Here is a 23518-nt window from a genome sequence, read left to right on the forward strand (position 1 = left end):
CCCCCCCCCCCCCCCCCCCCCCCCCCCCCCCCCCCCCCCCCCCCCCCCCCCCCCCCCCCCCCCCCCCCCCCCGCCCGTTCCCAGGGGGGAATCCGTACACATGCCCGCTCCACTCACCACGGCGCCCGAACCACCGGCCGCACCCGCGCCCCCGCCCACCGGGACTCCCGGCCCCGCCGGGGCGCGGCTCGCGGGCTCGTTGCGGCCGCGCCACCTGACCATGCTGGCCCTGGGGGGCGTCATCGGCGCCGGGCTGTTCGTCGGCTCCGGCACCGGTCTGCGCGTCGCGGGACCGGCCATCATCCTGTCGTACGCGCTCGCCGCCGCGCTGGCCCTGCTGGTGATGCGCATGCTCGGCGAAATGGCCGCCGCGATGCCGGCCAGCGGCTCCTTCTCCGTCTACGCCGACCGGGCCCTGGGCCGCTGGGCGGGTTTCACCGCGGGCTGGCTGTACTGGGCGGTGACGGCGATCGCGATCGCCATCGAGCTGATCGCCGCGGCGACGATCCTGCACCAGTGGATGCCCGGCGTCCCGCGGTGGCTGATCGCCCTGGTCGCCCTGGCGGTGTTCACCCAGTCCAACATGTTCTCGGTCTCGTCCTTCGGTGAGGCCGAGTTCTGGTTCGCGGGCATCAAGGTCGCCGCCATCATCGTGTTCCTCGCGCTGGGCGTGGCCGCGTTCTGCGGGGCCGTCCCCGGCGTCGACTCCCCGGGCATGGCGAACCTGACCGGTCGCGGCGGTTTCCTCCCACAGGGCTGGAACAGCGTCGTCGCGGGACTGCTGACCGTCGTCTTCGCGTTCGGCGGGATGGAGGTCATCACCATGGCCGCCGCCGAGTCCGGGGATCCGGCCCGATCCGTCACCAAGGCGGTGAACAGCGCGATCTGGCGGATCAGCCTCTTCTACCTCGGGTCGATCGCCGTCATCATCACGCTGCTGCCGTGGGATTCCGCGACGCCGGGCCGCAGCCCCTACGTCGCGGTGCTGGACGGCCTCGGCATCCCCGGTGCGGGGCGGCTGATCGAGGTGGTCGTGCTGATCGCGCTGCTGTCCGCGATGAACGCGAACCTCTACGGTGCCTCGCGGATGGCCCACTCGCTCGCCGCGCGCGGCGACGCCCCCCGGGCGCTGTCGCGGACCTCGGGCCGTGGCGCCCCGCGGGCGGCCGTGGTGGCCTCGGCGGCCTTCGCGTTCGTCTCGATCGGGCTCGACCACCGCTGGCCGGACCAGATCCTGCCCTTCCTGGCGAAGGCCATGGGCGGTTCCATGCTCTACATGTGGCTGACGGTCGCCGCCGCCCACCTGGTGCTGCGCCGGCGTCTGGAGCGGGAGGCGCCGCACCTGCTGGTGGTGCGGATGCGCGGGTTCCCGTACCTGTCGTGGCTGGCCGCGGGCGGGATCGTGTGCGTACTGGTCCTGATGGCCCGGGATCCCGGGACGCGCGGCCAGTTGGGCTGGTCGTCGCTGCTGGTCCTGGTGCTGCTCGTGGCCGCCGGGGTGCGGGCGGTGCGGGCCCGTCGCGCGGGCGGTCGCTGAGGCCCGGCCGGGGCCGGCGGGGCGCGCCCGCCCGCCCCGGCCGGGCGTTGGGGCCGGTCAGGCCGACAGGCGTCCGCAGTCCGGCTCGGAGTGTTCGTCCCCGGACAGCATGCCGGTGGTCGCGATGAGATAGCCGAGCTGGGCGCGGCTGCGGCTCTGCAGGCCTGCGGCGATGCGGCTGACGTGGGCGGCGACCGTGCGCCGGCTGGTGCCCAGCCGCCGCGCGATCGCCTCGTCCGTGTGTCCGGCGACGAGCAGGCGCATGACGGCCCGCTGGATCTCGTCGGCGATGTCGGGTTCCACGGTGCGCGAGGCGCGCGGGTCGATCGAGGACCCGCGTTCCCAGGCCTCCTCGAAGACCTGCACGAGGAAGGAGACGATGGAGGGCTGTCTGATCTCCAGCGCGGAGGTGCGGGCCTCGCTGTGGCCCGGCACGTAGGCCACGGTCCGGTCGATGATGATCAGCCGTTCGAAGACGTGGTCGAGGGTGCGGACCTCGCAGCCCGCCCCGATGAGGCGCTCGATGTGGCGCAGGGTCGCGGCGTGGGTCCGTACCGCGTGCTGGTAGAGGGTTCGGTGCCGGGCGGGTCCGCGGACGTGGTCGAGTCCGTCCAGGTCGTAGGAGAGCCGGGAGCCGCCCGGCTGTACGGTCATCAACTCCTCGCGGCACTCGCGGACCGCGTGGGCCAGTGTGGAATGGATGACGCGTTCGCCGTCGATGGTCGTGGCCCAGCCGGTGTGTTCGCGTTTCGCCGCGGTGTAGATGGCGCTGACCGGTACGAAACTCCCGGCGATGGCCTGGGCGTCCAGGCGCTGTTTCTCCAGGGACTGCTCGATGGGCCGTACCAGTTCGGCCTTGGCCACGTCGGGCGATACGGGCACCAGCACCGTCGGGTCGTCCGGCGGAGCGACCAGCAGCCCCATCCGCAGGAGACAGGCGGGTGCCCCTTCCCTTTCCGTACACCCCTTCACCACGGCCTTGCGGTAAACCGTCAGCCCTTCACCGCATACGCCGCTTCCTCGGTCTGCAGAGTCGTCACGATTACAACATTCCCCCGGGTACTGCCTTGCATGATCCTGCATGGCTCAATTATGCACTTCGAAATCTAGCCAATGAAGCGTGATTGGCTGGCATCCTTATGTCGTATCTCATCTTGACCATGGAACCGGAGGTAACAGGAATATGGTGAGCCGATTCGGCGTACTGGCCGACATCCTGGAGGAATGGCGTGCCGCATTCGACGCGCGCAAGGTCGACGAGATCGTCGCCCTCTTCGCGGAGGACGTCCTCTTCCAAGGCCTTTCCCCCCAACTCCTCGAAGGGCGCGCACGGGTCAGGACCTATTACGAGAACGTCCCGCCCGGCACCACGGCCACCGTCGAGGTGCTGCACTCCCGCCCCGTCGCCGCCGACGCCCTCGCCGGATTCGCCACCGTCACCTTCACCGAGGCCGCCGGGACCGCGCTGCCCGTCCGCCTCTCCGTCGTCGCCCAGCACCTCGACGGCGCCTGGCGGATCCGCCAGTACCACGTCTCACGCCTGAGCCCGGCCCCCGCCGGGTAGGCTCCCGGTCCCGGAACGGGCCGGGCAGCCGCGGCGGGAGGCGGACCATGAACGCAGCTCCGTACGGGGGCACGGACGCGGCTCCGTACCGGGACGCCGACCCCGGCCTCTACGGGCCGGACTCCGTCACCTGGCAGTGTCACGGCGACCCGGTCATGTGGATCGCCGGCGTCCGCGCCCTCTACCTCCAGGCCCTGCACCCACGCGCGGTGCGCGGCGTGTTGGCCAACAGCGCGGCCTTCGACAGCCCGGACGGCCGCGCGGACGCATGGGGCAGGCTGCTGCGCACCGCCGACTTCGTCGGCACCCTCACCTACGGCACCACCGGGGCCGCCGAAGCGGCCGGAGCCCGGGTCCGGGCCATCCACCGCAGGCTCTCCGCCACCGACCCCACCACCGGGGAACGCTTCCCCGTCGACGACCCCGCCCTGCTGCTCTGGGTGCACTGCGCCCAGATCGACAGCTTCCTGCACGTCCTGCTCCGCTCCGGGGCGCCCCTCACCCCCGCCCAGGCGGACCGGTACGTGGACGAGAACCGGGTGAACGCCCGCCTCGTCGGCCTCGACCCGGGCGACGTGCCCGCCGACGCGGCCGCCCTCGCCGCGTACTTCGAGGCGGTCCGCCCCGAACTCGCCGCCGGCGCCGACGCCCGCGCCGTGGACGACTTCCTGCGCGCGCCGCCCGTCCACCCCCTCCTGGTCCCTGGCCGAAACCTGCTGTGGGGACCCCTCGCGGCCCTCGCCTACGGCTCCCTTCCGCCGTGGGCGCACGCGCTCTACGGCAGACCCGCCCCGCCCCCGCGCGTCACCACCCGACGCCTGCGTCGCACGGGTCGCATGCTGCGCAGCATTCCCGCTGGTCTGCGCTGGCAGCTGCCGCCAGGTCACATCTTGAAAGCGATGCGTCGGCTGGGCCCCGGCAGCCGCCCCTCCGCGTACACACTGCGTACATCAGCGGCCATACTGGACCGGCCGGGGAGGGCGTGGCACGACGACGGGGGCGACTTCAAGACATGGCGGAGTCCAGACTGATCCAGGGCCGGTACCGGTCGCTCGATCTGATCGGGCGCGGTGGCATGGGCGAGGTGTGGCGCGCCCGTGACGAATCGCTGGGCCGGCAGGTCGCCGTCAAGTGCCTCAAGCCGGTCGGGCATGACCAGGACGCCCACTTCACCCAGGTCCTGCGCGAGCGCTTCCGCCGCGAGGCCCGCGTCGCGGCCTCCCTCCAGCACCGGGGCGTCACCGTCGTCCACGACTTCGGCGACGACAGCGCGGACGGCGGCCCCCTCTACCTGGTCATGGAACTGCTGGAGGGCCGCAACCTCAGCCAGCTGATGGAGGACAACGAGGCGCGCCCGCTCCCCGTCGACGTGGTCCTCGACATCGCCGAGCAGATGGCCGCCGCCCTCGGCTACACCCACGACCAGGGCGTCGTCCACCGCGACCTCAAGCCCGCCAACATCATGCGACTCACCGACGGCACGGTGAAGATCTGCGACTTCGGGATCGCCCGGCTCGCCCACGACATCGGCTTCACCGCGAAGCTCACCGGCGGCGGCATGGCCATGGGCACCCCGCACTACATGTCGCCCGAACAGATCGCCGGCGGCGAGGTCGACCACCGCAGCGACCTGTACTCCCTCGGCTGCGTCCTCTACGAGATCGCCACCGGAGCCCCGCCCTTCGACCTCGGCGACTCCTGGTCCGTCCTCGTGGGCCACCGCGACAACACGCCGGTACCGCTGCGCGAACACCGTCCCGAGCTGCCCGCCCACTTCGAGCAACTCGTCCTGGAACTCCTCGCCAAGCGCCCCGAGGACCGCCCCGGCGACGCCCGCCACCTGCACCGGCGCCTGGTCGAGGCGCGGTACGGCCCGGTCGGCCCGGTGGCCCGGCCCCCGCTGCCCGCCTGGGCCGCGGGCATGACGGCCGGCCGCAAGGCCGGCATCGAGGCCCGGCCGGCCAGCGGCGCGTGGGCGGTGCTCACGGGCTCGTGGACGGCCGCCCGCCCCGCCGGACGGGCCGCGCACGCCTCCGGGGAGCAGCGCATCATGCGGCCCGCGCCCGCCGAGGACCCCCGGCTGACCAGCGTGTACGGGCTGCCGCGCACCCCCCTGCCCGAGCCCGGCGACCCGGGACACCCCGACGCGCTCGCCGCCGGGCACACCCGCGCGTTCGCCCTCAGCAGGGCCGGGCGCAACGAGGAGGCCCTCGCCGTCTACGCGGCCGTGGCCCGGGGCCGGTCCGCGGTGCTGGGCCCGGACCACCCGGACACCCTCGCCGCCCGCCAGGAGGAGGCGTACGAGCTGTCGCGGCTGCAACGCCACCGCGAGGCGTACGAGATCTACGGCTCCGTCCTCGCCGCCCGCGCCCGCACCACGGGCCCCCGCCACCCCGACACCCTGCGCTGCCGGCACAACCTCGCCTGCGCCCTGGGCGCCCTCGGCCGCCACGCCGACGCGCACGTCGCCGCGGTGGTGGTGGCCGCCGACGGGGCGGCGGTGCTCGGCGCCGACCACGTGGACACCCTGCTGACCCGCTACGAGGCCGCCTACGCCCTCGGTCGCCTCGGCCGCTGGGAGGAGGCGCTGACCGGCTTCCGCCAGGTCGCCGCCGCCCGCGAACGCACCCTCGGCCGCGACCACCCGGACGCCCTGGCCGCGCGCTACGAGACCGGCATCGCGCTGGGCCGCACCGGACGCCCCGCCGAGGCCCTCGACGTCTTCCGGGCCCTGGTCGCGGACCGCACCCGGGCATACGGCGCGGCGGACCCGGAGACCCTGCGCGCCCGCCACGTCCTCGGCGTCAACCTGGGCCGCCTGGAACGCTGGGAGGAAGCCGTCGCCGAGGCCCGCGAGGTGGGCGCGGTCCGAGCCTCCGCCCTGGGCGCGGAACACACCGACACCCTGGTCAGCCGCCGGGAACTCGCCGTCGGCCTGGGCCGGCTGGGCCGCTGGGACGAGGCGCTGCCCATCTACCGCGAGCTCTCGGGCATCCGCGAACGGTCCCTCGGCGACGAGCATCCCGACACCGCACTGGCCCACGCCGACGAGGCGCACTGTCTGGAGCGACTGGGCCAGGTGTGTTACCAAGAGCCATGACAGCCACCACGGGCTCCACCGGTTTCGCGCACGACGTGTACGACGCGGTCATCGTCGGAGGGGGCCACAACGGCCTGGTCGCCGCCGCCTACCTGGCCCGGGCCGGCCGTTCCGTGCTGGTCCTGGAAAGACTCGGACACCCCGGCGGGGCCGCCGTCTCCACCCGCCCCTTCGTCGGTCTCGACGCCCGGCTGTCGCGCTACTCGTACCTCGTCTCCCTGCTCCCCGCGAAGATCGTCCGCGATCTGGGCCTGCGGTTCGCGGTCCGCCGGCGCACCGTCTCCTCGTACACGCCCGTCGAACGGGCCGGCCGCCCGGGCGGCCTCCTCGTCGGCGGCGGCGAGGCCCGCACCCGGGAGTCCTTCGCCCGGCTCACCGGCTCGGACCAGGAGTACGAGCGCTGGCGCGCCTTCTACGGGACCACCACCGAGGTCGCCCGGAAGGTCTTCCCGACCCTCACCGAACCCCTGCCCACCCGCGAGGCGCTACGGGCCCGGATCGGTGACGACGACGCCTGGCGGATGCTCTTCGAGGAGCCGCTGGGCCGGGCCGTGGAGCGGCACTTCGAGGACGACCTGGTCCGCGGGGTGGTCCTGACCGACGGCCTCATCGGCACCTTCGCCGACGCCCACGACCCCTCCCTCGTCCAGAACCGCTGCTTCCTCTACCACGTCATCGGCGGCGGCACCGGCGACTGGGACGTGCCCGTCGGCGGCATGGGAGCGCTCACCGACGCGCTGGCCGACGCCGCGCGGGCCGCCGGCGCGGAGATCGTCACCGGGCACGAGGCGCTGCGCGTCCACCCCGACGGCTCCGCCCCCGCCGAGGTGACCTTCCGCACGGAGGCCGGCGAGGGCAGCGTCGCCGCCCGTACCGTCCTGGTGAACGCCTCGCCACGGGCGCTGGCCGAACTGCTCGGCGAGGACCCCGGCCCCGGACCGGCCCCGGAGGGCGCCCAACTCAAGGTCAACATGCTGCTGAGCCGCCTGCCCCGGCTCAGGGACACCGCCGTCGACCCCCGCGAGGCGTTCGGCGGCACCTTCCACATCGCCGAGGGGTACGAGCAACTGCGGCGCGCCCACGCGGAGGCGGCGGCGGGCGAACTGCCCTCCGTACCGCCCTCGGAGATCTACTGCCACTCGCTGACCGACCCGTCGATCCTCGGCCCGGAACTGGTGGAGCAGGGCTACCAGACGCTCACCCTCTTCGGACTGCACACCCCGGCCCGGCTGTTCGAGAAGGACAACCGGCAGACGCGCGAGGTCCTGCTGACCGCGACCCTGGCCCAGTTGGACGCCCACCTGGCCGAGCCGATCACCGACTGCCTGGCCTTCGACGCCGACGGCCGACCCTGCATCGAGGCCAAGACCCCGGTCGACCTGGAACGCGAACTGCGCCTGCCCGGCGGGCACATCTTCCACCGCGACCTGTCCTGGCCGTACGCGGACGCCGGTGCGCCGGGCCGCTGGGGCGTGGAGACCGCCCACCCCAACGTCCTGCTGTGCGGGGCGGGCGCCGCGCGCGGCGGTGGCGTCAGCGGCATCCCGGGCCACAACGCGGCGATGGCGGCCCTGGGCCGCTGACCCCGCGCGCGGTCGGGCGCGGGGCGGGCTGCCGGGCGGACGTCAGGCGGACGGTTCGAGCACGACGATCGGGATCTCGCGGTCCGTCTTGGCCTGGTACTCGTCGTACGCGGGCCAGTGCCCGACCATGATCGGCCAGAACGCGGCGCGCTCCTCGGAGGTCGCGGTGCGGGCCTCGGCCCGGAAGACCTTCGGGCCGACCTGGACGCGGACCTCGGGGTGTTCGGTGAGGTTCCGGTACCAGAGCGGGTGCGTCGCGTCGCCGCCCTTGGAGGCGACCACCAGGTAACGGCCCCGGTCCTCACCGTAGATGAGGGGCGTGCGGACCGGCTTGCCGGAAACCCGTCCGAGCGTGGTGAGCAGGAGGGTCTGGGTGCCGTTCCATTCCCGGCCCTCCGCCCCGTTCGAGCCCACGTACAGCTTCACGTGGTCCAACTGCCAGGTGCCTTCCCGGGGGTCGGTCGGGTGGTCCCAGTCGATGTCCGTCGTCATGGGGCTTCGCCTGCCTTCGTGTGAACGGTCGATGAGCTCGACAACGACGCTCAACGCCCCCGGGTGCGCCGGTTATGCCGGGTGCTCGGCAAGGACGCCCGGAAGGGTGAATCCGTCGAAGAGGTCGTCCACGGCCCGCCGCGCGGCCCGGGCGGGTGTCGCCCGGAGCGCGAGGTCGCGGGCGGCCACGGACAACGGGTGGGTCAGGGCGGCGATCCGCCCGGCGCGACGGGCACGGACCCGGATGGCGTCGGTGCGGGCGAGGCGGGCCCGGGTGTACGCGGCGAGGGCCTCCGGCGTCGGCAGCGCGTCCAGCAGGTGACCCAGGACGACGGCGTCCTCGACGGCCTGGCAGCCGCCCTGGCCCAGGTTGGGGGTCATGGCGTGCGCGGCGTCGCCGATCCAGGCGATGCGGCCGTGGTGCAGGCGGGGGAGCGGGGCGGCCAGGTCGTACAGGTCGTGCTGGAGCACGGCCGCGGGGTCGACGCGTTCCAGGAGGGCGGGGATCGGGTCGTGCCACGTCCCGTGGTGGCGCAGGAGCTCGGTACGGACGTCCCCGGGTCGGTATCCGGCGGGGACGACGGCCGTGGCGTAGAGGTAGGTCCGGCCGTCGGCGAGCGGAACCGTTCCGAAGCGCCGGCCGCGCCCCCAGGTCTCGGCGGCCTCGGTGACGGTGCCGCCGGTCGGGAGCACGGCGCGCCACGCGGTTTCCCCGCTGTAGCGCAGGCCGGGGTGGTCGGGGAAGTAGCGGTGGCGCAGCGGGCTGTGGATGCCGTCGGCGGCGATCACCACGTCGGCGGGGAACTCCCCGCTGGAGGTGCGGACCACCGGCCGGTCCCCGTCGGCGCCGGTGACTTCCGTGACGCCCGCCCCGTACCGCAGGGCGTCCGCCGGGAGGGCCGCGGTCAGGGCGGCGGCGAGGTCCGAGCGGTGCACCGCGAGCGGCGGACGGCCGTAGCGGACGGTCATGGCCGCGGTGTCGGCGCGGCTGAGCCAGGCGCCCGTCGGCCGGCGCAGCCCCATTGCGGCCGGTACGGCCCCGCCCCCCGCCCGGGCGGCGTCGAAGCCGACGGCGTCGAAGGCGCGCAGGGCGTTGGGGGCGAGGACGATTCCCGCCCCGGCGGCGGACGGCCCCTCGGTCCGTTCGCAGACGGTGACGTGCCAGCCCCGGCGGTGCAGGGCCAGGGCGGCGGTGAGGCCGCCGATCCCGCCACCGGCGATGACGGCCTTACGTCGGCGTTCCGACATGGCACGGCCTCCTGCTGCTCGAAGATCCCTGACCCTTTGCCTGGTCCTCTACATCCGTAGAGGACATGTCCTCACTCTACAGCTGTAGAGTGAGGACATGTCCACCCCCGACACTCGGCCGTCCGCTCCCGACCGCAGGACCCTCATCGCGGACACCGCGATCGACCTGGTGGCCGCCGGCGGGCTGCGGGGACTCACGCACCGCGCCGTCGACGGCGCGGCGCGGTTGCCGGCAGGCAGCACCTCGTACTACTTCCGTACGCGGACGGCGCTCATCGGCGCCTGCTACGGGCGGCTCGCCGAGCTGGACCTCGAAGACCTCGACGACGACACCCCGCCCGGACCCCCCGACCGGGAGAGCGCCGCGCGGGCGCTGGGCGCGCTGCTCCACCGCTGGCTCACCGAAGGCCGCGCACGCCAGCTGGCCCGCTTCGAACTGAGCCTGGAAGCCGCCCGGAACCCGGAACTGGAACCCGAACTCCACCGGGCCGGCCTGCGCGCGCGGGCCCGCGCGGCCGCCCTCCTCACGGTCCTGGGCGCCGCCCGGCCGCAGGAGTCCGCCGAACTCCTCGTGGCCTGGACGGACGGCCTGCTCTACGACCGGCTCGCCGGCTCCCTGGCCCGCTCCCGCCCCGTCCCGGACCCGGCCGAACTGACCGCCACCGTACGGCGCATGCTCGACGCGGTGCTCGCGCCGTGGCCCGGTCGGGGCGCGGACGGTCCGTCTAGGATTCCGTCATGATCGCTGAACTGCAGTGCGTGGTCCTCGACTGTCCCGATCCGCTGCGACTCGCCGAGTTCTACGCGGCGTTGTTGGGCGGCACCGTCAACAGGCCCGACCGGCGGTGGACGGTGGACGAGCGGTGGGCCACCCTCCACACCCCGACCGGGGCCGTCCTCGCCTTCCAGCAGGCCCTCGATTACCAGCCGCCGGCCTGGCCCGACCCCTCCCGCCCCCAACAGCTCCACTGGGACTTCGCCGTCCCCGACCTCGTCCGGGCCGAGGAGCAGGTGCTCGCCGTCGGCGCGACCCTCCTCGACGCGAGCCACGACGCGGAGGGCTGGCGCGTCTACGCCGACCCGGCCGGACACCCCTTCTGCCTGATCGGCGACTGACGGGCCGCGCCCGGGCGCGACCCCGCTCCCGGGCCGCTCCGCGGGCGGGGTCCGCCGGGCCCGTTGCCGAACTCCCGTCCGCCTCGGGGCGACGACGGGACTTCGACGACGGGCCCTAATCCGCCGACCGGGTCCACCCGACGGCTTCGATGCGGGCCGCGTCGGCGGGGCGGTCCTCGGCGAACAGCAGGCGGGCCGGCTCGGCCACGCGCAGGACGTCCACGTACACCCCCCGTCCGACGTAACGTCCCGTGGCCGCGTGGCGGAACCGGAGCCGCACCTCACGGCCCGGCCGGGCGGGCAGGGGCGCCTCCAGGCGGTGCCACGCGCGGCCGGACCAGCCGCCCGCGGAACCCAGCGGCCACTGCTCGGGGGTACCGCCCGTGGTCCGTACGGTGGTGAAGGGCAGGGGCTCCCAGGTCTCCCCGTCGGCACAGACCTCCAGGTGGAACGCGCCGGCGCCGGGAACGGTGTCCCACCACACGGCGCAGCGCAGTCGGGCGTTCCCGGTGGTCGGAGTCAGCGGTGGCAGAGTCAGGGTGCCCGAGCCGGCGGTCTCCATGCCGGAGTACCAGGCGGGTCCGCCGTGCCTCGTACGGACCGGCACGGCCCGGGCGAAGCTGTTGCCGACGGCCACCCGCGGCGCGCTGCCCGCCCGCCACGTCCGCACGGGGTGCACGGAGTTGCCGAGCAGGATCAGGAAGGAGTCGGTGGACGGGTCGAGCACCAGGGAGGTGCCGGTGAAGCCCGTGTGCCCGGCGGAGTGCGGGGTGGCCATCGCGCCCATGTACCAGTGCTGGTACAGCTCGAAGCCGAGGCCGTGGTCGTCACCGGGGAAAGCCGTGTTGTAGTCGGTGAAGAGGAGTTCGACCGAGGCGGGGCGCAGGATGCGCCTGCCCGCGTAGACCCCGCCGTCGAGCAGGGCGCGGGCGAGGACGGCCAGGTCCCAGGCGGTGCCGAACACCCCGGCGTGGCCCGCGACCCCGCCGAGGGCGTGGGCGTTCTCGTCGTGCACCTCGCCCCACACCAGCCCCCGGTCCAGCCCCGACCAGGGCGGGCGCTGCACCTCGGTCGCGGCGATGACCCGGCGCCAGGAGCGCGGCGGGTTGTACCGCGTGCGGCGCATCCCGAGCGGAGCGGTGATCTCGTCGTGGAGCAGGACGTCCAAAGTGCGGCCGGTGATCCGTTCCAGGAGCAGTTGGAGCGCGATCAGGTTGAGGTCGGAGTACCGGTACACCGTCCCCGGCGTCTCCTGCGGACGCACCGACCACAGCAGCCTCAACCGCCCCTCGCGGGTGGGTTCCTGATAGAAGGGCGCCCACGAACGCAGCCCCGAGGTGTGCGTGAGGAGCTGCCGGACGGTGACCGCCTCCTTGCCGCCACCGGTGAACTCGGGCAGGTAGCGGTCCACGGTCGCCTCCAGGTCCAGGCGACCCCGCTCCATCTGCTGCACGGCCAGGATGGAGGTGAACAGCTTGCTCAGGGAGGCCAGGTCGAAGACGGTGTCCTCGGCCATCGCGATCCGTTCGGTGGCCGGGAACTCCCGGGGCCGGTCGGTCCGTCCGTCGTAGTCCGCGTACCGGACCGCCTCGCCCACGGCCCGGTGCAGCGCGATCGTCCGACCCCGCCCGGCGAGGACCACCGCCCCCGCGTAGTAGGGGTGTTCGGGGGAGGGGCCGAGGAAGCGCCGGGCCTCGTCGGCGACGCCCTCCAGGTGCTTCTCCAGCAGCCCGGCCTGGCGGGCGGACCCGTAGCGCAGCCGCAGTCCCTGCAGGGCGCGCCGTTCGGCCGGATTCCCCGCGGCCCCGGCCCCCGCGGCCGGCAGTGCGGCGTGCAGGACCAGGACCCCGCCGAGCGCCAGCAGCCGCGCACCGAGCCGCCGTCGGCTCAGCCCTCCGCCGCCCCCGCCGGCTCCTCCGCCGGGGTCGGTCGCAGGCCCGGCCGCGTGCGTCGCCCGCGCCCCGAGGGGTCGTGCCGCAGTGGCGGTCGGGGGCCCTCCGGGGGGCGGTACCCGGCCCGTACCGTCATCGCGATCCGTGCCCCGTGGAACCGTGCCACGAGACGCCTCGTCACCCGTCGCCGTACCACCCATGTCCGGCCCTCCTGTTCCTGCCCGCGCACGCTACTGGGTATCTGCCCGCCCACCCCGCACCCTCCGCACCGACCGACCCGCAAAGAATCTGACACTGCATCAGAAAACCTCTTCCCTCGGTCGCCGCCCTGCGGCATCCTCACGCCCATGGAGACGGAGCTGAGCAAGAAACTGGGAGTCGAGCACGCCATCTTCGGCTTCACCCCCTTCCCCGCGGTCGCCGCGGCCATCACCCGCGCGGGCGGTCTCGGCGTGCTCGGCGCGGTCCGCTACACCGCCCCCGACGAGCTCAAGCGCGACCTCGACTGGATGCAGGCGCACACCGACGGCAAGCCCTACGGCCTCGACGTCGTCATGCCCGCGAAGAAGGCCGTCGACGGCATCTCCGAGGCCGACATCGAGGCGATGATCCCGGCAGCACACCGCGAGTTCGTCCGCGAGACCCTCGCCAAGCACCACGTACCCGAACTGGCCGAGGGCGAGGCCTCGGGCTGGCGGATCACCGGCTGGATGGAACAGGTCGCCCGCAACCAGCTCGACGTCGCCTTCGACTACCCCATCAAACTCCTGGCGAACGCCCTCGGATCCCCGCCCGCCGACGTCGTCGCGCGCGCCCACGACCACGGCGTCCTCGTCGCGGCCCTCGCCGGCAGCGCCAAGCACGCCCGCCGGCACGCCGAGGCGGGCATCGACATCGTCGTCGCCCAGGGCTACGAGGCCGGCGGCCACACCGGCGACATCGCCACCATGGTCCTGGTCCCCGAGATCGTCGAGGCCGTCGCCCCGCTCCCGGTCCTCGCCGCCGGCGGCATCGGCAGCGGCGAACAGATCGCCGCAGGACTGGCCCTCGGCGCGCAGGGCGCCTGGCTGGGCTCCCTCTGGCTCACCACCACCGAGGCCGACCTGCACTCCCGCGCCCTCACCGAGAAGCTCCTCGCCGCCGGCTCCGGCGACACCGTCCGCTCCCGCGCCCTCACCGGCAAACCGGCCCGCCAACTGCGCACCGAGTGGACCGATGCCTGGGACGACCCGGACGGCCCCGGGGCGCTGCCCATGCCGCTCCAGGGCCTGCTGGTCGCCGAGGCCGTCTCCCGGATCCAGAAGTACGAGGTCCAGCCCCTGCTCGGCACCCCCGTCGGCCAGATCGTCGGCCGGATGAACAGCGAACGCGGCGTGCAGGCCGTCTTCGACGAACTCACCGGCGGCTTCGAGCGCGCCATCGCACGCATGAACCGGATCGCCGGCCGCACCTGACCGCCCGGCACCCGGGCCGGGCACCCCCCAGGGCCCGACCGCCGGGACAGGACAGCACCCACCGGAGTGAGCAGAGGAGCGAGCAGCAGCATGACCGACCAGCAGCACGGCCAGCCTCCCAACGGCTTCTGGGCCCAGGCGGGCACCGATCCCGACCGCATCGTCCTCGTCGCCCCCGACGGCGAGGAGTGGAGCGCCGGCCGGCTGCACGCCGACGTCAACCGCCTCGTCCACGGGCTGCGCGCCGCCGGGCTGGAGCGGGGGGACGCCTTCGCCGTCGTCCTGCCCAACGGCGTCGAGTTCCTCACCGCCTACCTCGCCGCCTCCCAGGCCGGCTTCTACCTCGTCCCGGTCAACCACCACCTCGTCGGCCCGGAGATCGCCTGGATCGTCTCCGACTCCGGCGCGAAGGTCCTGATCGCCCACGAGCGGTTCGCCGACGCGGCCACCGCCGCCGCCGACGAGGCCGGGCTGCCGGCGGAGCGCCGCTACGGCGTCGGAGCCGTACCCGGCTTCCGCCCGTACGGCGAACTCCTCGACGGACGGCCCGCCTCGGCGCCGGACGGTCGCACCCTCGGCTGGGTGATGAACTACACCTCCGGCACCACCGGCCGCCCGCGCGGCATCCGCCGGCCGCTGCCCGGCAAGCTCCCGGAGGAGACGTACCTCGGCGGGTTCCTCGGCATCTTCGGGATCCGTCCCTTCGGCGACAACGTCCACCTCGTCTGCTCGCCGCTCTACCACACCGCCGTGCTCCAGTTCGCGGGCGCCTCCCTGCACATCGGGCACCCGCTCGTCCTGATGGACAAGTGGACGCCGCGCGAGATGCTGCGCCTGATCGACGCGCACGCCTGCACGCACACGCACATGGTCCCCACCCAGTTCCACCGCCTCCTCGCCCTCCCGCAGGAGACGAAGGACGCGTACGACGTCTCCTCGATGCGGCACGCCATCCACGGCGCCGCCCCCTGCCCCGACCACGTCAAGCGGGCGATGATCGAGTGGTGGGGCCACTGCGTGGAGGAGTACTACGCGGCGAGCGAGGGCGGCGGTGCCTTCGCGACGGCCGAGGACTGGCTCAAGCGGCCGGGAACCGTCGGCAAGGCCTGGCCGATCAGCGAACTCGCGGTCTTCGACGACGACGGCAACCGGCTGGCCGCCGGCGAACTGGGCACCGTCTACATCAAGATGAACACCGGCGGCTTCAGCTACCACAAGGACGAGGGCAAGACGAGGAAGAACCGCATCGGGGACTTCTTCACCGTCGGGGACCTCGGCGTGCTCGACGAGGAGGGCTACCTCTTCCTCCGCGACCGCAAGATCGACATGATCATCTCGGGCGGCGTGAACATCTACCCCGCCGAGATCGAGTCCGCGCTCCTCACCCACCCGGCCGTCGCGGACGCCGCCGCCTTCGGCATCCCGCACGACGCCTGGGGCGAGGAGGTCAAGGCGGTCATCGAGCCCGCCGACGGGTTCGTGGCGGGCGACGCGCTGGCCGCCGAGATCCTGCACCACTGCGAACGGCGGCTGGCGGGCTACAAGCGCCCCAAGTCCGTCGACTTCATCGAGACGATGCCCCGCGACCCCAACGGCAAGCTGTACAAGCGCCGACTGCGCGACCCCTACTGGGAGGGCCGCGACCGGGCGCTGTGACGGCGCGGCGCCGAGGCGAAGGGGAAGCAGGGGAGGGGCGAGGGGGAAGCGCCGGAGCCACCGCGTCCGCGTCGCCTCAGATGCCCACGGCCCCGTCGATCCGCTCCCGGAGCAGATCGGCGTGGCCGTTGTGCCGGGCGTACTCCTCCACCATGTGGATCAACACCCAGCGCAGCGACACCGTCCCCCGCCACCCGTCGTACCCCTCGACGTCCAGGTCGGGAGCCTCCTCCGTGAACCGTTCGCCGAAGGCCACCTCCTCGCGCCAGGCCGCCCACGCCTCCTCCACGGCCCCGGCCCCCTCCCGCGCGCCCTCGAAGTCGCCGTCGGGATCCGTCGCCGAGGAGAAGCGGGGCGCCGCGTCCCGACCGGCCAACACCTGCCGGAACCAGCGGCGCTCCACATCGGCGAGATGACGCACCAGACCGAGCAGCGACAGCGTCGACGGCTCCACGGACCGCCGGGACAGCTCCGCCACCCCGGCGCACTTCAGCTCCAGGGTCGTGCGCTGCGCGGCGAGGACGCCGGCCAGCACCAGCCGTTCCGCCCCCGTCGCGGGGGTGGTGAACCTCGGGTCGTCCTCGGAGCCGGTGAACAGGCCCGCTCTCCTCCGCACGCTCTTCATCCCCGGATCATGGACCGGACGGGCGTCCCTCCGGAAGCCCCCGCGCCCCGCAGGGCCCGCCACGCCCGGATCCTTCGTGAGAAGTGCCACGTCAGGGCCCCTGACACGTGCCGCACACCGCACCGGGGGAACAGTTCTGGCAACTTGGCACATATGAGTACGGCAACCCACAGATCCCCCCTGACCGACTGGACCGTCCTGGTCCCCGTGGTGGCGCTGATCGCGCTCGTCCTCAGCTGGGGACGTGACCTGCCCGGACTCGCGGTGGTCCTCGTCTCCGTCTGCCTGGCGGGCGCGGTCCTGGCGGCCGTTCACCACGCCGAGGTCGTGGCCCTACGCGTCGGCGAACCCTTCGGCTCCCTCGTCCTCGCCGTCGCCGTCACGGTCATCGAAGTGGCGCTCATCGTCACCCTGATGGCCGACGGCGGCCCCAAGACCTCGTCCCTCGCCCGGGACACCGTCTTCGCCGCCGTCATGATCACCTGCAACGGCATCGTCGGCCTGTCCCTGTTCGTCGGAGCCCTGCGCAACCGGGTCGCCGTGTTCCACGCGGAGGGCTCCGGCGCCGCCCTGGCGACCGTCGCGACCCTCGCCACACTCAGCCTCGTCCTGCCGACCTTCACCACCAGCAAACCCGGCCCCGAGTTCTCCACCGCCCAGCTGACCTTCGCGGCCGTCGCCTCGCTCGCCCTCTACGGACTGTTCATCGCCGTCCAGACGGTCCGTCACCGGGACTACTTCCTGCCCGTCGACACCCACCGCATCCGCAAGGAGGCCGCCCGCGCCGCCGCCGCGGCCGCCGCCGGCGAGGAGGACGAGCACGCCGATCCGCCCACCTCCCGGGCCGCCCTGATCAGCCTCGGCCTGCTGCTCGTCGCACTCATCGCCGTCGTCGGCGACGCCAAGGCCGTCTCCCCGACCATCGAGAAGGGCGTCGCCGACGCGGGCCTGCCCAACGCCGTCGTCGGCGTGATCATCGCCCTGCTCGTACTGGCGCCCGAGACCCTGGCGGCCGTCCGCGCCGCCCGCCGCGACCGGGTCCAGACCAGCCTCAACCTCGCCTACGGCTCGGCCATCGCCAGCATCGGCCTGACCATCCCGGCCATCGCCCTCGCCTCGATCTGGCTCTCCGGACCGCTGATGCTCGGCCTCGGCCCCATCCACATGGTGCTGCTCGCCCTCACCGTGGTCGTCAGCGCCCTCACGGTCGTCCCGGGCCGAGCCACGCTGCTCCAGGGCGGCGTGCACCTCGTCCTGCTGGCCGCCTACCTCTTCCTGGCCGTGAGCCCTTAGTGCTGCGCACCCCGGTGCGTACGCGTCCCGGTTCGTACGCATCCCGGTGGGGCCGGGACCACCGGCCCCACCTGACGGACCGCGGCGGCGGTCAGCGTCGCTCGCGCGGCCACACCACCTTCAGCTTCGGTGAGCTCAGGATGTCCCGCTCGCAGAACCGTGAGGTCACCCAACGTTCCTGGGAGAACAGTCGGGTCTGGTCGGCGTGGAACGGCGAGTTCGGGTTCGCCGACTGGCCGTACGTCAGCAGGGTCCGAGCCACCGGGCAGCGACTGCCGTCCCAGCCGACCGCCTGCATGTGACTGGAGCCGTGCAGGACCTCCGGGTACCCGCCGGCCGCCGCGTTCCACGGCGACTCGATCTTGTTCCAGACACCGAGCGCCTCCGAGCCGCCGCCCACCGGCAGCTTCTGTCCACCGCGCACCACGAACTGGTGCTCCCCGAGCGGGGCGTCCAGCGCGATCCCGGCCGCCCGCAGTTCGGTGACCGTGTCCGCGAGGGCCCGGCCGACGCCGGGAGCCGCCTGGTTGAGCGTACGGGGCGTGCGGACCGGGTCGGTCGCGGAGAACGGCACCAGCCACAGGTCCTTGGCCGCCGTACCAGCGGTCAGCTTCCGCCAGAACCGGTCGAAGAGCAGGGCGCCGCGGCTCTTCGAGTCGACCGTCCGGTCCCACGACGCCAGCACCCCGCAGGCCGCCGAGACGTCCACCGGTACCCCGTCGCCGCCGACCGCCGTCCCGCCGGGCAGGGCCGCGCAGGCCCTCGCCGCGTCGGCGGCCGCCAGGTCACCGGCCGGGACCCGGTTCGCGTACTGCTGCCGCTCCAGGTCACCGACCGTCAGCCGGCCCCGCGCGGCCATCGCCGACACGTCCTCGACGGCGCCGCGCGTGCGCAGCGAACGCGGCGTGCCGATGTTCCCCCAGACCCGCTCGTAGCCGGTCAACGGGCGATCCGCGTTGGCCAGCCAGGCGCTGTCGTTGGAGTTCTCCGCGTACGGGGCTCCCCGCAGTGTCGGCGCCCTGCCCGGGCCGAACACCCCGGGCTGCACCGCGTCCGGGTCGCTGCCGAGCGCGCAGTCACCGCGCGAGCCGTCCAGCACCGCCAGCCCCGAGGCCGGGTAGGTGGCCCGGCCGAGCGGGGTGGAGCAGCGCGCGGCGAGCTCGTCGGTGATCCTCGGCAGCACCTGGGACTGGGTGAACAGGGTGTCGCCGGTCGCGTCGGCGGCGACCGTGTTGACCCAGGGCAGGCCCTGGGTGCGCCCCAGGGCGTCCTGTATCCCGGCGACCGAGCGGGCCTTGCCCATGGCCAGCGCGGTGTCGGAGCCGCGCAGGTTCGCCGCGTTGGGGTCCGCCAGCGCGTAGGCCGTCGTGGCCGTCCAGGGCAGCGGCAGCGACGGGCCGAGGTCGGAGACGACCGGCCCGTAGCGGGTCCACCACTGGCTGCGGACGACCGGCGCCCCGCCGCCGGCCACAGGCACGACGACCCTGCGCTCCGTCATCCGCTCCGGCTTGCCGTCGACGAGGTAGGCCGTCGGGTCGGCCGGATCCAGGGCGAGCTGGTGCAGGTTCAGGGGGGTACCGGTGGCCACCGTGTGGCTCCAGGCGACCTTCTCGTTGAAGCCGATGTTCACCACGGTCGTGCCGAGCAGGGAGCCGCCCGAGACGTTCAACTCGCCCGGGATGGTCTGCTGGGACTGCCAGAAGCGGCGTCCGCCCTGCCACGGGTAGTGCGGGTTGCCCAGGAGCAGGCCCCGGCCGTTCGCCGTGGTCGGGCCGGCGAAGGCCACCGCGTTGGAGCCCATGTCGTAGCGGGTGGTGTCGAACAACTGCCGGGCCGCCTCGGCGGCCGATCCCGGATCGGGCACCGGGGGAGCCGTCGGCCCGGCCCCGCCCGGGGCGGGCGGCCGTGCCGACACGATCCCGTCGACGCCGCGTCCCTGACCGCCCAGGACCGACACCGCGAAGCCCCGGGCGGCCACGTCGGTGACGGTGACGGGCCGCACCCAGGCGGCTCCCCGGCACGCCGGGTCCGTGATCCTGTTCTGGGCCAGCCAGGCGTTGTACCCGGCGGCCCAGCCCCGCATCAGTTCGCGCACGTCCTTGCCCGGACCGGCCGGCGCGGGCGCGGCCAGCAGCCTCTCGACGGTCCCGGCCTCCCGTACGCCCTTGAAGTACAGGTCGCTGGAGAGGTTCTTCGCCGCCGACGAGAGCGAGCCGTCGGGCGCCGCGTCCGGGCCGAACCAGCGCGAGCGTTCCCCGGCGACGGTCAGGAACCCGTCGGCGAGCACGCAGACCTGGTCGGCTGCCTGCGCCCAGCCGGTGCCGAATCCGAGGTGCGCGTAGTCCCGCGCCAGGATGTGCGGGATGCCGTTCTCGGTGTACCGGATGACGGCGGACAGGCCCCCGCCCGAGGGAGCGGCCCCGCTGTCGGGACCGGTGGCGGCTCCGGCCGGGGGCATCGCCGCCGTCACCGCGAGCAAAGCGGCTCCGGTGACGGCGACGCGGCGCAGGAGCGGGCGGGTACGGCGGTGACCGTCCGACGAGCGCGGGACCGAGCGCTGTGACGAGCTCAAATCTGACCCCCAAATTGCCTGCGGGTGGGCGCACTTGACCGTGGTGCAGGCCGGGCCCCCGGGTGTCCCCACACTCACGCAGGTCGGCCGACGGTCTGTCAACATGCCGTTCGGTATCCCCGGGCGCGGCGCTGTTGACCGCACGCGCGCGCCGGGGTGAGGATCACGCCATGACGGCAGTGCGGGACAACACGGTCGACGGACTCCTCGCGGACAGCGCACGGCGGGTACCCGACCGCGTCGCCCTCCGCTACCGGGAACGGAGCTGGACGTACGCGGAACTCGACGCGGCCGTTTCCACCGGCGCCGCCGTGCTGCGCGGCCGCCACGGGCTGGCTGTCGGCGACCGGGTCGCGACGTTCGCCCACAACAGCGACGCCTACCTGATCGCCTTCCTCGCCTGCGCCCGGGCCGGCCTGGTCCACGTACCGGTCAACCAGAACCTCACCGGCGAGGACCTCGCGCACATCCTCGACAACTGCGCCGCCTCCCTGGTCCTCGCCGATCCGGACCTGGCCCCCCGGATCCCCGGCGGGACGCCCGTACGGCCGCTGCGCGACGGGCCGGACTCCTTCCTCGCCGAACTCGGCGGGCCGTTGTCGTTCGAGCCGTTGCCGCCGGGGCCGGGACGGGACCCGTCCCGGCTGGTCCAACTGCTGTACACCTCGGGAACCACGGCCCTGCCCAAAGGCGCGATGATGACGCACCGGGCCCTCGCCCACGAGTACGAGAGCGCCATCGAGGCCCTGGACCTGACCGAGGAGGACCACCCCGTCCACTCGCTGCCGCTCTACCACTCGGCGCAGACGCACGTCTTCCTGCTTCCCTACCTGGCGGTGGGCGCCCGCAACACCGTGCTGGACGCACCCGCCGCCGAAGCGGTCTTCGACCTGGTGGAGGCGGGCCTCGCGGACAGTCTCTTCGCGCCGCCGACGGTGTGGATCGCCCTGGCCAACCATCCGCAGTTCGCGGAGCGGGAGCTGGGCGCGCTGCGCAAGGCGTACTACGGGGCGTCGGTCATGCCGGTGCCCGTACTGGAACGGCTGCGGGAACGGCTGCCGGGGCTCGGCTTCTACAACTGTTTCGGGCAGAGCGAGATCGGCCCGCTCGCCACGGTGCTGCGGCCGGAGGAACACGAGGGGCGGATGGACTCGTGCGGCCGGCCGGTGCGCCACGTGCGGGCGAAGGTCGTCGACGAGGACGGCGCGGACGTTCCGGACGGCACGCCGGGCGAGGTGGTCTACCGGTCGCCGCAGCTGTGCCTCGGCTACTGGAACGATGCGGCCGCCTCCGAGGAAGCCTTCCGCGACGGCTGGTTCCGCTCCGGGGACCTCGCCGTGCGCGACGCCGACGGGTACTTCACCGTCGTCGACCGGGTGAAGGACGTCATCAACTCGGGCGGCGTACTGGTCGCCTCCCGGCAGGTCGAGGACGCGCTGTACACCCATCCCGGGGTGGCGGAGGCGGCGGTGATCGGACTCCCCGACGAGAAGTGGATCGAGGCCGTCACCGCCGTGGTGGTGCCGCGCGGGGAAGTGACCGAGGCCGAGCTGATGGCCCACGCCCGCGAGCGGCTGGCCCACTTCAAGGCGCCGAAGCGGGTGGTGTTCGCCGATGCCCTGCCGCGCAACGCCAGCGGCAAGATCCTCAAGCGCGAACTCCGCGACCGCCTCACGCCGCCGACGGACTGAAGCCCCGTCGTGCCGGGCCGGTGCTCCCGTCGCCCGGCGAGGCGGCGGCGCCGACCCGGCACGACGTCCTCTTCGCGGAGTTGGCGGTGCGCCTCGGGGACTTCGTCCGGTTCCGCTCCCACGGCCCCTTCGGGGCGACCGGTGGCTGTCGGGAACCGGGGACCTGATCGGCGCGGAGTCGCGACGGTCCTTGATCCCTCGGCAATGACCTCTGACGAAGTCGCCGTTGATGCGCGGGGCGGGAGCGGACATCGTTGGGGGCACGGGACGGGTGGGCGCCGGCTCCCACGTCCACCACTCGGTCCGCCACCACGTCCACGAGCGCGTTCTGGTGCACGCGGCGGCGGGCGGCGTGGGGCATCTGGCCGTTCAGATCGCCAAGCACGAATTCCCGCGCGGTCTCGGCGCCGACGAATTGATCGACCACACGGCGGAGGACTTCACGCACCTCCGCGACGTGGACGTGCGGATCGACACGATCGGCAACGAGTACGGCCCCGGGTCGCTCCGTACGCTGCCGCGCGGCTGCGCCCTCATCGACGTGGTGGGCGTCGGCGTCGACCGGACGCGGGTGCGGGAACAGGCCCGGGGCGAACGGCGTGCGGTTCGTCGAGTACTTCCTTGACCCGACACCGGAGGACCCGGCCGGTTTCGCCCGGCCGGTGGACGACGCGGGAGTGCGCCCGTCCGTCGAGGAGACGCTGCCCCTGACCGAGGCCGTCAGGGCCCACCGGCCAAGCGAGAGCGGGCGCGTCCGGGGGAAGATCGTCCTCGTGCCCTGACGCGCCGTCGTCCCGGCGGTCGCGAGACGATCAGTCGGCGGGCCCTTCGGGATCCCGTGCCCCGTGACCGATGGCGAGCACTCCGCCGCGTCGCAGGCGGCGCAGGGTGAGGTACTCGTGGACGAGGCGGCCCACGAGGGCTCCGCCGTAGACGACGAAGCCGACGCCGACCAGCCAGGACTGGACGACGAGCAGCGTCCCGAACGGCCCGTACGTGACGGCGTTGGAGGCGATCAGCGGGGAGAACACCAGCTGCGAGAAGACCCGCAGGCCGAGCAGGCCGAGGCTGGTGGCCACCGCTCCCGGCAGCAGTGCCCGCCAGCGGACCCGGCCGCCCAGCAGGAGCCGCCCCGACGTCCAGAAGAACAGGCACGTGCCCAGCAGGTCGCCGACGGTGCCGAGGATCGCGCCGACGGCGTCGTCGGAGGGGGCCGGGATCCCCACGAGCAGAGCGAGGTAGCAGACGAGCAGGGCCAGCCAGACGACGTGGCGCCACATGGTGTGCCAGCGGGCGGTCGGCACGTCCCAGACCTTCTCGTACCCGGTCTGCACGGCTGAGCCGAAGGTCAGGCCGAACACCGCGAGAGCCGCCAGACCGAAGGCGGTGGTCCGCTCCAGGGCCAGGTCGGCCGCCCCGAACAGTGCCTCCACGCGGGCGCGGGAGGACGCGGTCACCCCGAGGGCCTGGCCCAGCCAGCGGCCGAAGCCCGAGCCGCTGCCGGGCGCCGCGGCCGACACGACCACCAGGAGGGGTACCAGGGTCAGGAACCCGAGCGCCGCGAAGCCCATGGCGCGGTGCATCAGCTCGATCTCCCGGCCGCGGCTCCAGGCCAGCCCGGCGGGGGAGCCCTGGAGCCGGTCGTAGAGCCGCCGGAGGATCGAGGTCACGCCTCATGCACTACCCGGGCCGGGC

The 23518-nt window shown here is 73.8% G+C and carries 18 protein-coding genes and 1 pseudogene; 12 read left to right on the forward strand and 7 right to left on the reverse strand.

Features of this window, described 5'->3' with window-relative positions:
• Positions 1-100 precede the first annotated feature (100 nt).
• On the forward strand, positions 101-1537 hold the full coding sequence (locus NOD94_RS27235; protein WP_281208760.1) for an amino acid permease: 1437 nt from the start codon (positions 101-103) through the stop codon (positions 1535-1537).
• Positions 1538-1594: 57 nt separating this feature from the next.
• Here the strand turns inward: NOD94_RS27235 and NOD94_RS27240 are convergent, their stop codons facing one another.
• Positions 1595-2461 (reverse strand): LuxR C-terminal-related transcriptional regulator, encoded by an 867-nt coding sequence (locus NOD94_RS27240; RefSeq protein ID WP_281208761.1) that lies wholly within the window; start codon positions 2459-2461, stop codon positions 1595-1597.
• Positions 2462-2720: 259 nt separating this feature from the next.
• Here NOD94_RS27240 and NOD94_RS27245 point away from each other — a divergent pair, with 259 nt between their 5' ends.
• Genes NOD94_RS27245 through NOD94_RS27260 form a run of 4 tightly spaced genes read left to right on the forward strand, consistent with a single transcriptional unit; the run spans position 2721 to position 7784 of the window.
• Complete coding sequence (locus NOD94_RS27245) at positions 2721-3101, forward strand: SgcJ/EcaC family oxidoreductase (RefSeq protein WP_281208762.1); 381 nt, start codon at positions 2721-2723, stop codon at positions 3099-3101.
• A gap of 47 nt (positions 3102-3148) precedes the next feature.
• The gene (locus tag NOD94_RS27250; protein ID WP_281208763.1) at positions 3149-4132 is read left to right on the forward strand and encodes an oxygenase MpaB family protein; all 984 of its coding nucleotides are present in this window, start codon (positions 3149-3151) and stop codon (positions 4130-4132) included.
• Positions 4114-6201, forward strand: a complete 2088-nt coding sequence (locus tag NOD94_RS27255) for a serine/threonine-protein kinase (protein WP_281208764.1) — start codon at positions 4114-4116, stop codon at positions 6199-6201. The genes NOD94_RS27250 and NOD94_RS27255 overlap by 19 nt, the downstream gene beginning before the upstream one ends.
• Entirely contained in the window at positions 6198-7784 is a 1587-nt protein-coding gene (locus tag NOD94_RS27260; RefSeq protein ID WP_281208765.1) for an NAD(P)/FAD-dependent oxidoreductase, read from the forward strand. The genes NOD94_RS27255 and NOD94_RS27260 overlap by 4 nt, the downstream gene beginning before the upstream one ends.
• A gap of 42 nt (positions 7785-7826) precedes the next feature.
• Here the strand turns inward: NOD94_RS27260 and NOD94_RS27265 are convergent, their stop codons facing one another.
• Positions 7827-8276 carry a nitroreductase family deazaflavin-dependent oxidoreductase gene (locus NOD94_RS27265; RefSeq protein ID WP_281208766.1) on the reverse strand — a complete coding sequence of 150 codons (450 nt, stop codon included), beginning with the start codon at positions 8274-8276 and terminating at the stop codon, positions 7827-7829.
• Positions 8277-8348: 72 nt separating this feature from the next.
• Positions 8349-9524 carry an FAD-dependent monooxygenase gene (locus NOD94_RS27270; RefSeq protein WP_281208767.1) on the reverse strand — a complete coding sequence of 392 codons (1176 nt, stop codon included), beginning with the start codon at positions 9522-9524 and terminating at the stop codon, positions 8349-8351.
• Between the two features lie 97 nt (positions 9525-9621).
• Between NOD94_RS27270 and NOD94_RS27275 the strand changes: the two genes are divergently transcribed.
• Together NOD94_RS27275 and NOD94_RS27280 are read left to right on the forward strand one after the other, a co-directional pair.
• Positions 9622-10266 (forward strand): TetR/AcrR family transcriptional regulator, encoded by a 645-nt coding sequence (locus tag NOD94_RS27275; RefSeq protein WP_281208768.1) that lies wholly within the window; start codon positions 9622-9624, stop codon positions 10264-10266.
• Positions 10263-10640 carry a VOC family protein gene (locus tag NOD94_RS27280; RefSeq protein ID WP_281208769.1) on the forward strand — a complete coding sequence of 126 codons (378 nt, stop codon included), beginning with the start codon at positions 10263-10265 and terminating at the stop codon, positions 10638-10640. Before NOD94_RS27275 ends, NOD94_RS27280 begins: the two co-directional genes overlap by 4 nt.
• Positions 10641-10755: 115 nt before the next feature.
• On the opposite strand, the gene NOD94_RS27285 is transcribed toward NOD94_RS27280, so the two are convergent.
• Positions 10756-12732, reverse strand: coding sequence for a serine hydrolase domain-containing protein (locus tag NOD94_RS27285; RefSeq protein ID WP_281208770.1), 1977 nt, complete (start codon positions 12730-12732; stop codon positions 10756-10758).
• Positions 12733-12879: 147 nt separating this feature from the next.
• On the opposite strand from NOD94_RS27285, the gene NOD94_RS27290 reads away from it, so the two are divergent.
• Both NOD94_RS27290 and NOD94_RS27295 read left to right on the forward strand, forming a co-directional pair.
• Entirely contained in the window at positions 12880-13986 is a 1107-nt protein-coding gene (locus NOD94_RS27290; protein ID WP_281208771.1) for a nitronate monooxygenase family protein, read from the forward strand.
• 90 nt (positions 13987-14076) lie between these two features.
• The gene (locus NOD94_RS27295; protein WP_281208773.1) at positions 14077-15642 is read left to right on the forward strand and encodes an acyl-CoA synthetase; all 1566 of its coding nucleotides are present in this window, start codon (positions 14077-14079) and stop codon (positions 15640-15642) included.
• A 76-nt stretch (positions 15643-15718) separates the two neighbouring features.
• Here NOD94_RS27295 and NOD94_RS27300 read toward each other — a convergent pair whose 3' ends face one another.
• Positions 15719-16267 carry a DinB family protein gene (locus tag NOD94_RS27300; RefSeq protein ID WP_281208774.1) on the reverse strand — a complete coding sequence of 183 codons (549 nt, stop codon included), beginning with the start codon at positions 16265-16267 and terminating at the stop codon, positions 15719-15721.
• A 153-nt stretch (positions 16268-16420) separates the two neighbouring features.
• Between NOD94_RS27300 and NOD94_RS27305 the strand changes: the two genes are divergently transcribed.
• A complete protein-coding gene (locus tag NOD94_RS27305) occupies positions 16421-17560 on the forward strand; it encodes an ionic transporter y4hA (protein ID WP_281208775.1) in 1140 nt (379 codons plus the stop codon).
• 91 nt (positions 17561-17651) lie between these two features.
• On the opposite strand, the gene NOD94_RS27310 is transcribed toward NOD94_RS27305, so the two are convergent.
• Complete coding sequence (locus NOD94_RS27310; RefSeq protein ID WP_348652356.1) at positions 17652-20069, reverse strand: penicillin acylase family protein; 2418 nt, start codon at positions 20067-20069, stop codon at positions 17652-17654.
• Positions 20070-20302: 233 nt separating this feature from the next.
• Here NOD94_RS27310 and NOD94_RS27315 point away from each other — a divergent pair, with 233 nt between their 5' ends.
• The gene (locus tag NOD94_RS27315) at positions 20303-21823 is read left to right on the forward strand and encodes a fatty acyl-CoA synthetase (protein WP_281208776.1); all 1521 of its coding nucleotides are present in this window, start codon (positions 20303-20305) and stop codon (positions 21821-21823) included.
• Between the two features lie 229 nt (positions 21824-22052).
• A pseudogene (locus NOD94_RS27320) lies at positions 22053-22605 on the forward strand (zinc-binding dehydrogenase).
• A 30-nt stretch (positions 22606-22635) separates the two neighbouring features.
• Here the strand turns inward: NOD94_RS27320 and NOD94_RS27325 are convergent.
• A complete protein-coding gene (locus NOD94_RS27325) occupies positions 22636-23493 on the reverse strand; it encodes a YhjD/YihY/BrkB family envelope integrity protein (RefSeq protein ID WP_281208777.1) in 858 nt (285 codons plus the stop codon).
• Positions 23494-23518 lie beyond the last annotated feature (25 nt).

Origin of the sequence: Streptomyces sp. Isolate_45, from assembly GCF_024721315.2 — a bacterium.
In the GTDB taxonomy this organism is placed as follows: domain Bacteria; phylum Actinomycetota; class Actinomycetes; order Streptomycetales; family Streptomycetaceae; genus Streptomyces.

Coding starts and splice junctions, on each gene's coding strand:
- NOD94_RS27270 (WP_281208767.1), bottom strand. CDS start 9,524: ATGTCGGAACGCCGACGTAAGGCCGTCATCGCCGGTGGCGGGATCGGC.
- NOD94_RS27250 (WP_281208763.1), top strand. CDS start 3,149: ATGAACGCAGCTCCGTACGGGGGCACGGACGCGGCTCCGTACCGGGAC.
- NOD94_RS27260 (WP_281208765.1), top strand. CDS start 6,198: ATGACAGCCACCACGGGCTCCACCGGTTTCGCGCACGACGTGTACGAC.
- NOD94_RS27240 (WP_281208761.1), bottom strand. CDS start 2,461: ATGGGGCTGCTGGTCGCTCCGCCGGACGACCCGACGGTGCTGGTGCCC.
- NOD94_RS27255 (WP_281208764.1), top strand. CDS start 4,114: ATGGCGGAGTCCAGACTGATCCAGGGCCGGTACCGGTCGCTCGATCTG.
- NOD94_RS27305 (WP_281208775.1), top strand. CDS start 16,421: ATGAGTACGGCAACCCACAGATCCCCCCTGACCGACTGGACCGTCCTG.
- NOD94_RS27315 (WP_281208776.1), top strand. CDS start 20,303: ATGACGGCAGTGCGGGACAACACGGTCGACGGACTCCTCGCGGACAGC.
- NOD94_RS27245 (WP_281208762.1), top strand. CDS start 2,721: ATGGTGAGCCGATTCGGCGTACTGGCCGACATCCTGGAGGAATGGCGT.
- NOD94_RS27295 (WP_281208773.1), top strand. CDS start 14,077: ATGACCGACCAGCAGCACGGCCAGCCTCCCAACGGCTTCTGGGCCCAG.
- NOD94_RS27280 (WP_281208769.1), top strand. CDS start 10,263: ATGATCGCTGAACTGCAGTGCGTGGTCCTCGACTGTCCCGATCCGCTG.
- NOD94_RS27285 (WP_281208770.1), bottom strand. CDS start 12,732: ATGGGTGGTACGGCGACGGGTGACGAGGCGTCTCGTGGCACGGTTCCA.
- NOD94_RS27265 (WP_281208766.1), bottom strand. CDS start 8,276: ATGACGACGGACATCGACTGGGACCACCCGACCGACCCCCGGGAAGGC.
- NOD94_RS27290 (WP_281208771.1), top strand. CDS start 12,880: ATGGAGACGGAGCTGAGCAAGAAACTGGGAGTCGAGCACGCCATCTTC.
- NOD94_RS27275 (WP_281208768.1), top strand. CDS start 9,622: ATGTCCACCCCCGACACTCGGCCGTCCGCTCCCGACCGCAGGACCCTC.
- NOD94_RS27235 (WP_281208760.1), top strand. CDS start 101: ATGCCCGCTCCACTCACCACGGCGCCCGAACCACCGGCCGCACCCGCG.
- NOD94_RS27300 (WP_281208774.1), bottom strand. CDS start 16,267: ATGAAGAGCGTGCGGAGGAGAGCGGGCCTGTTCACCGGCTCCGAGGAC.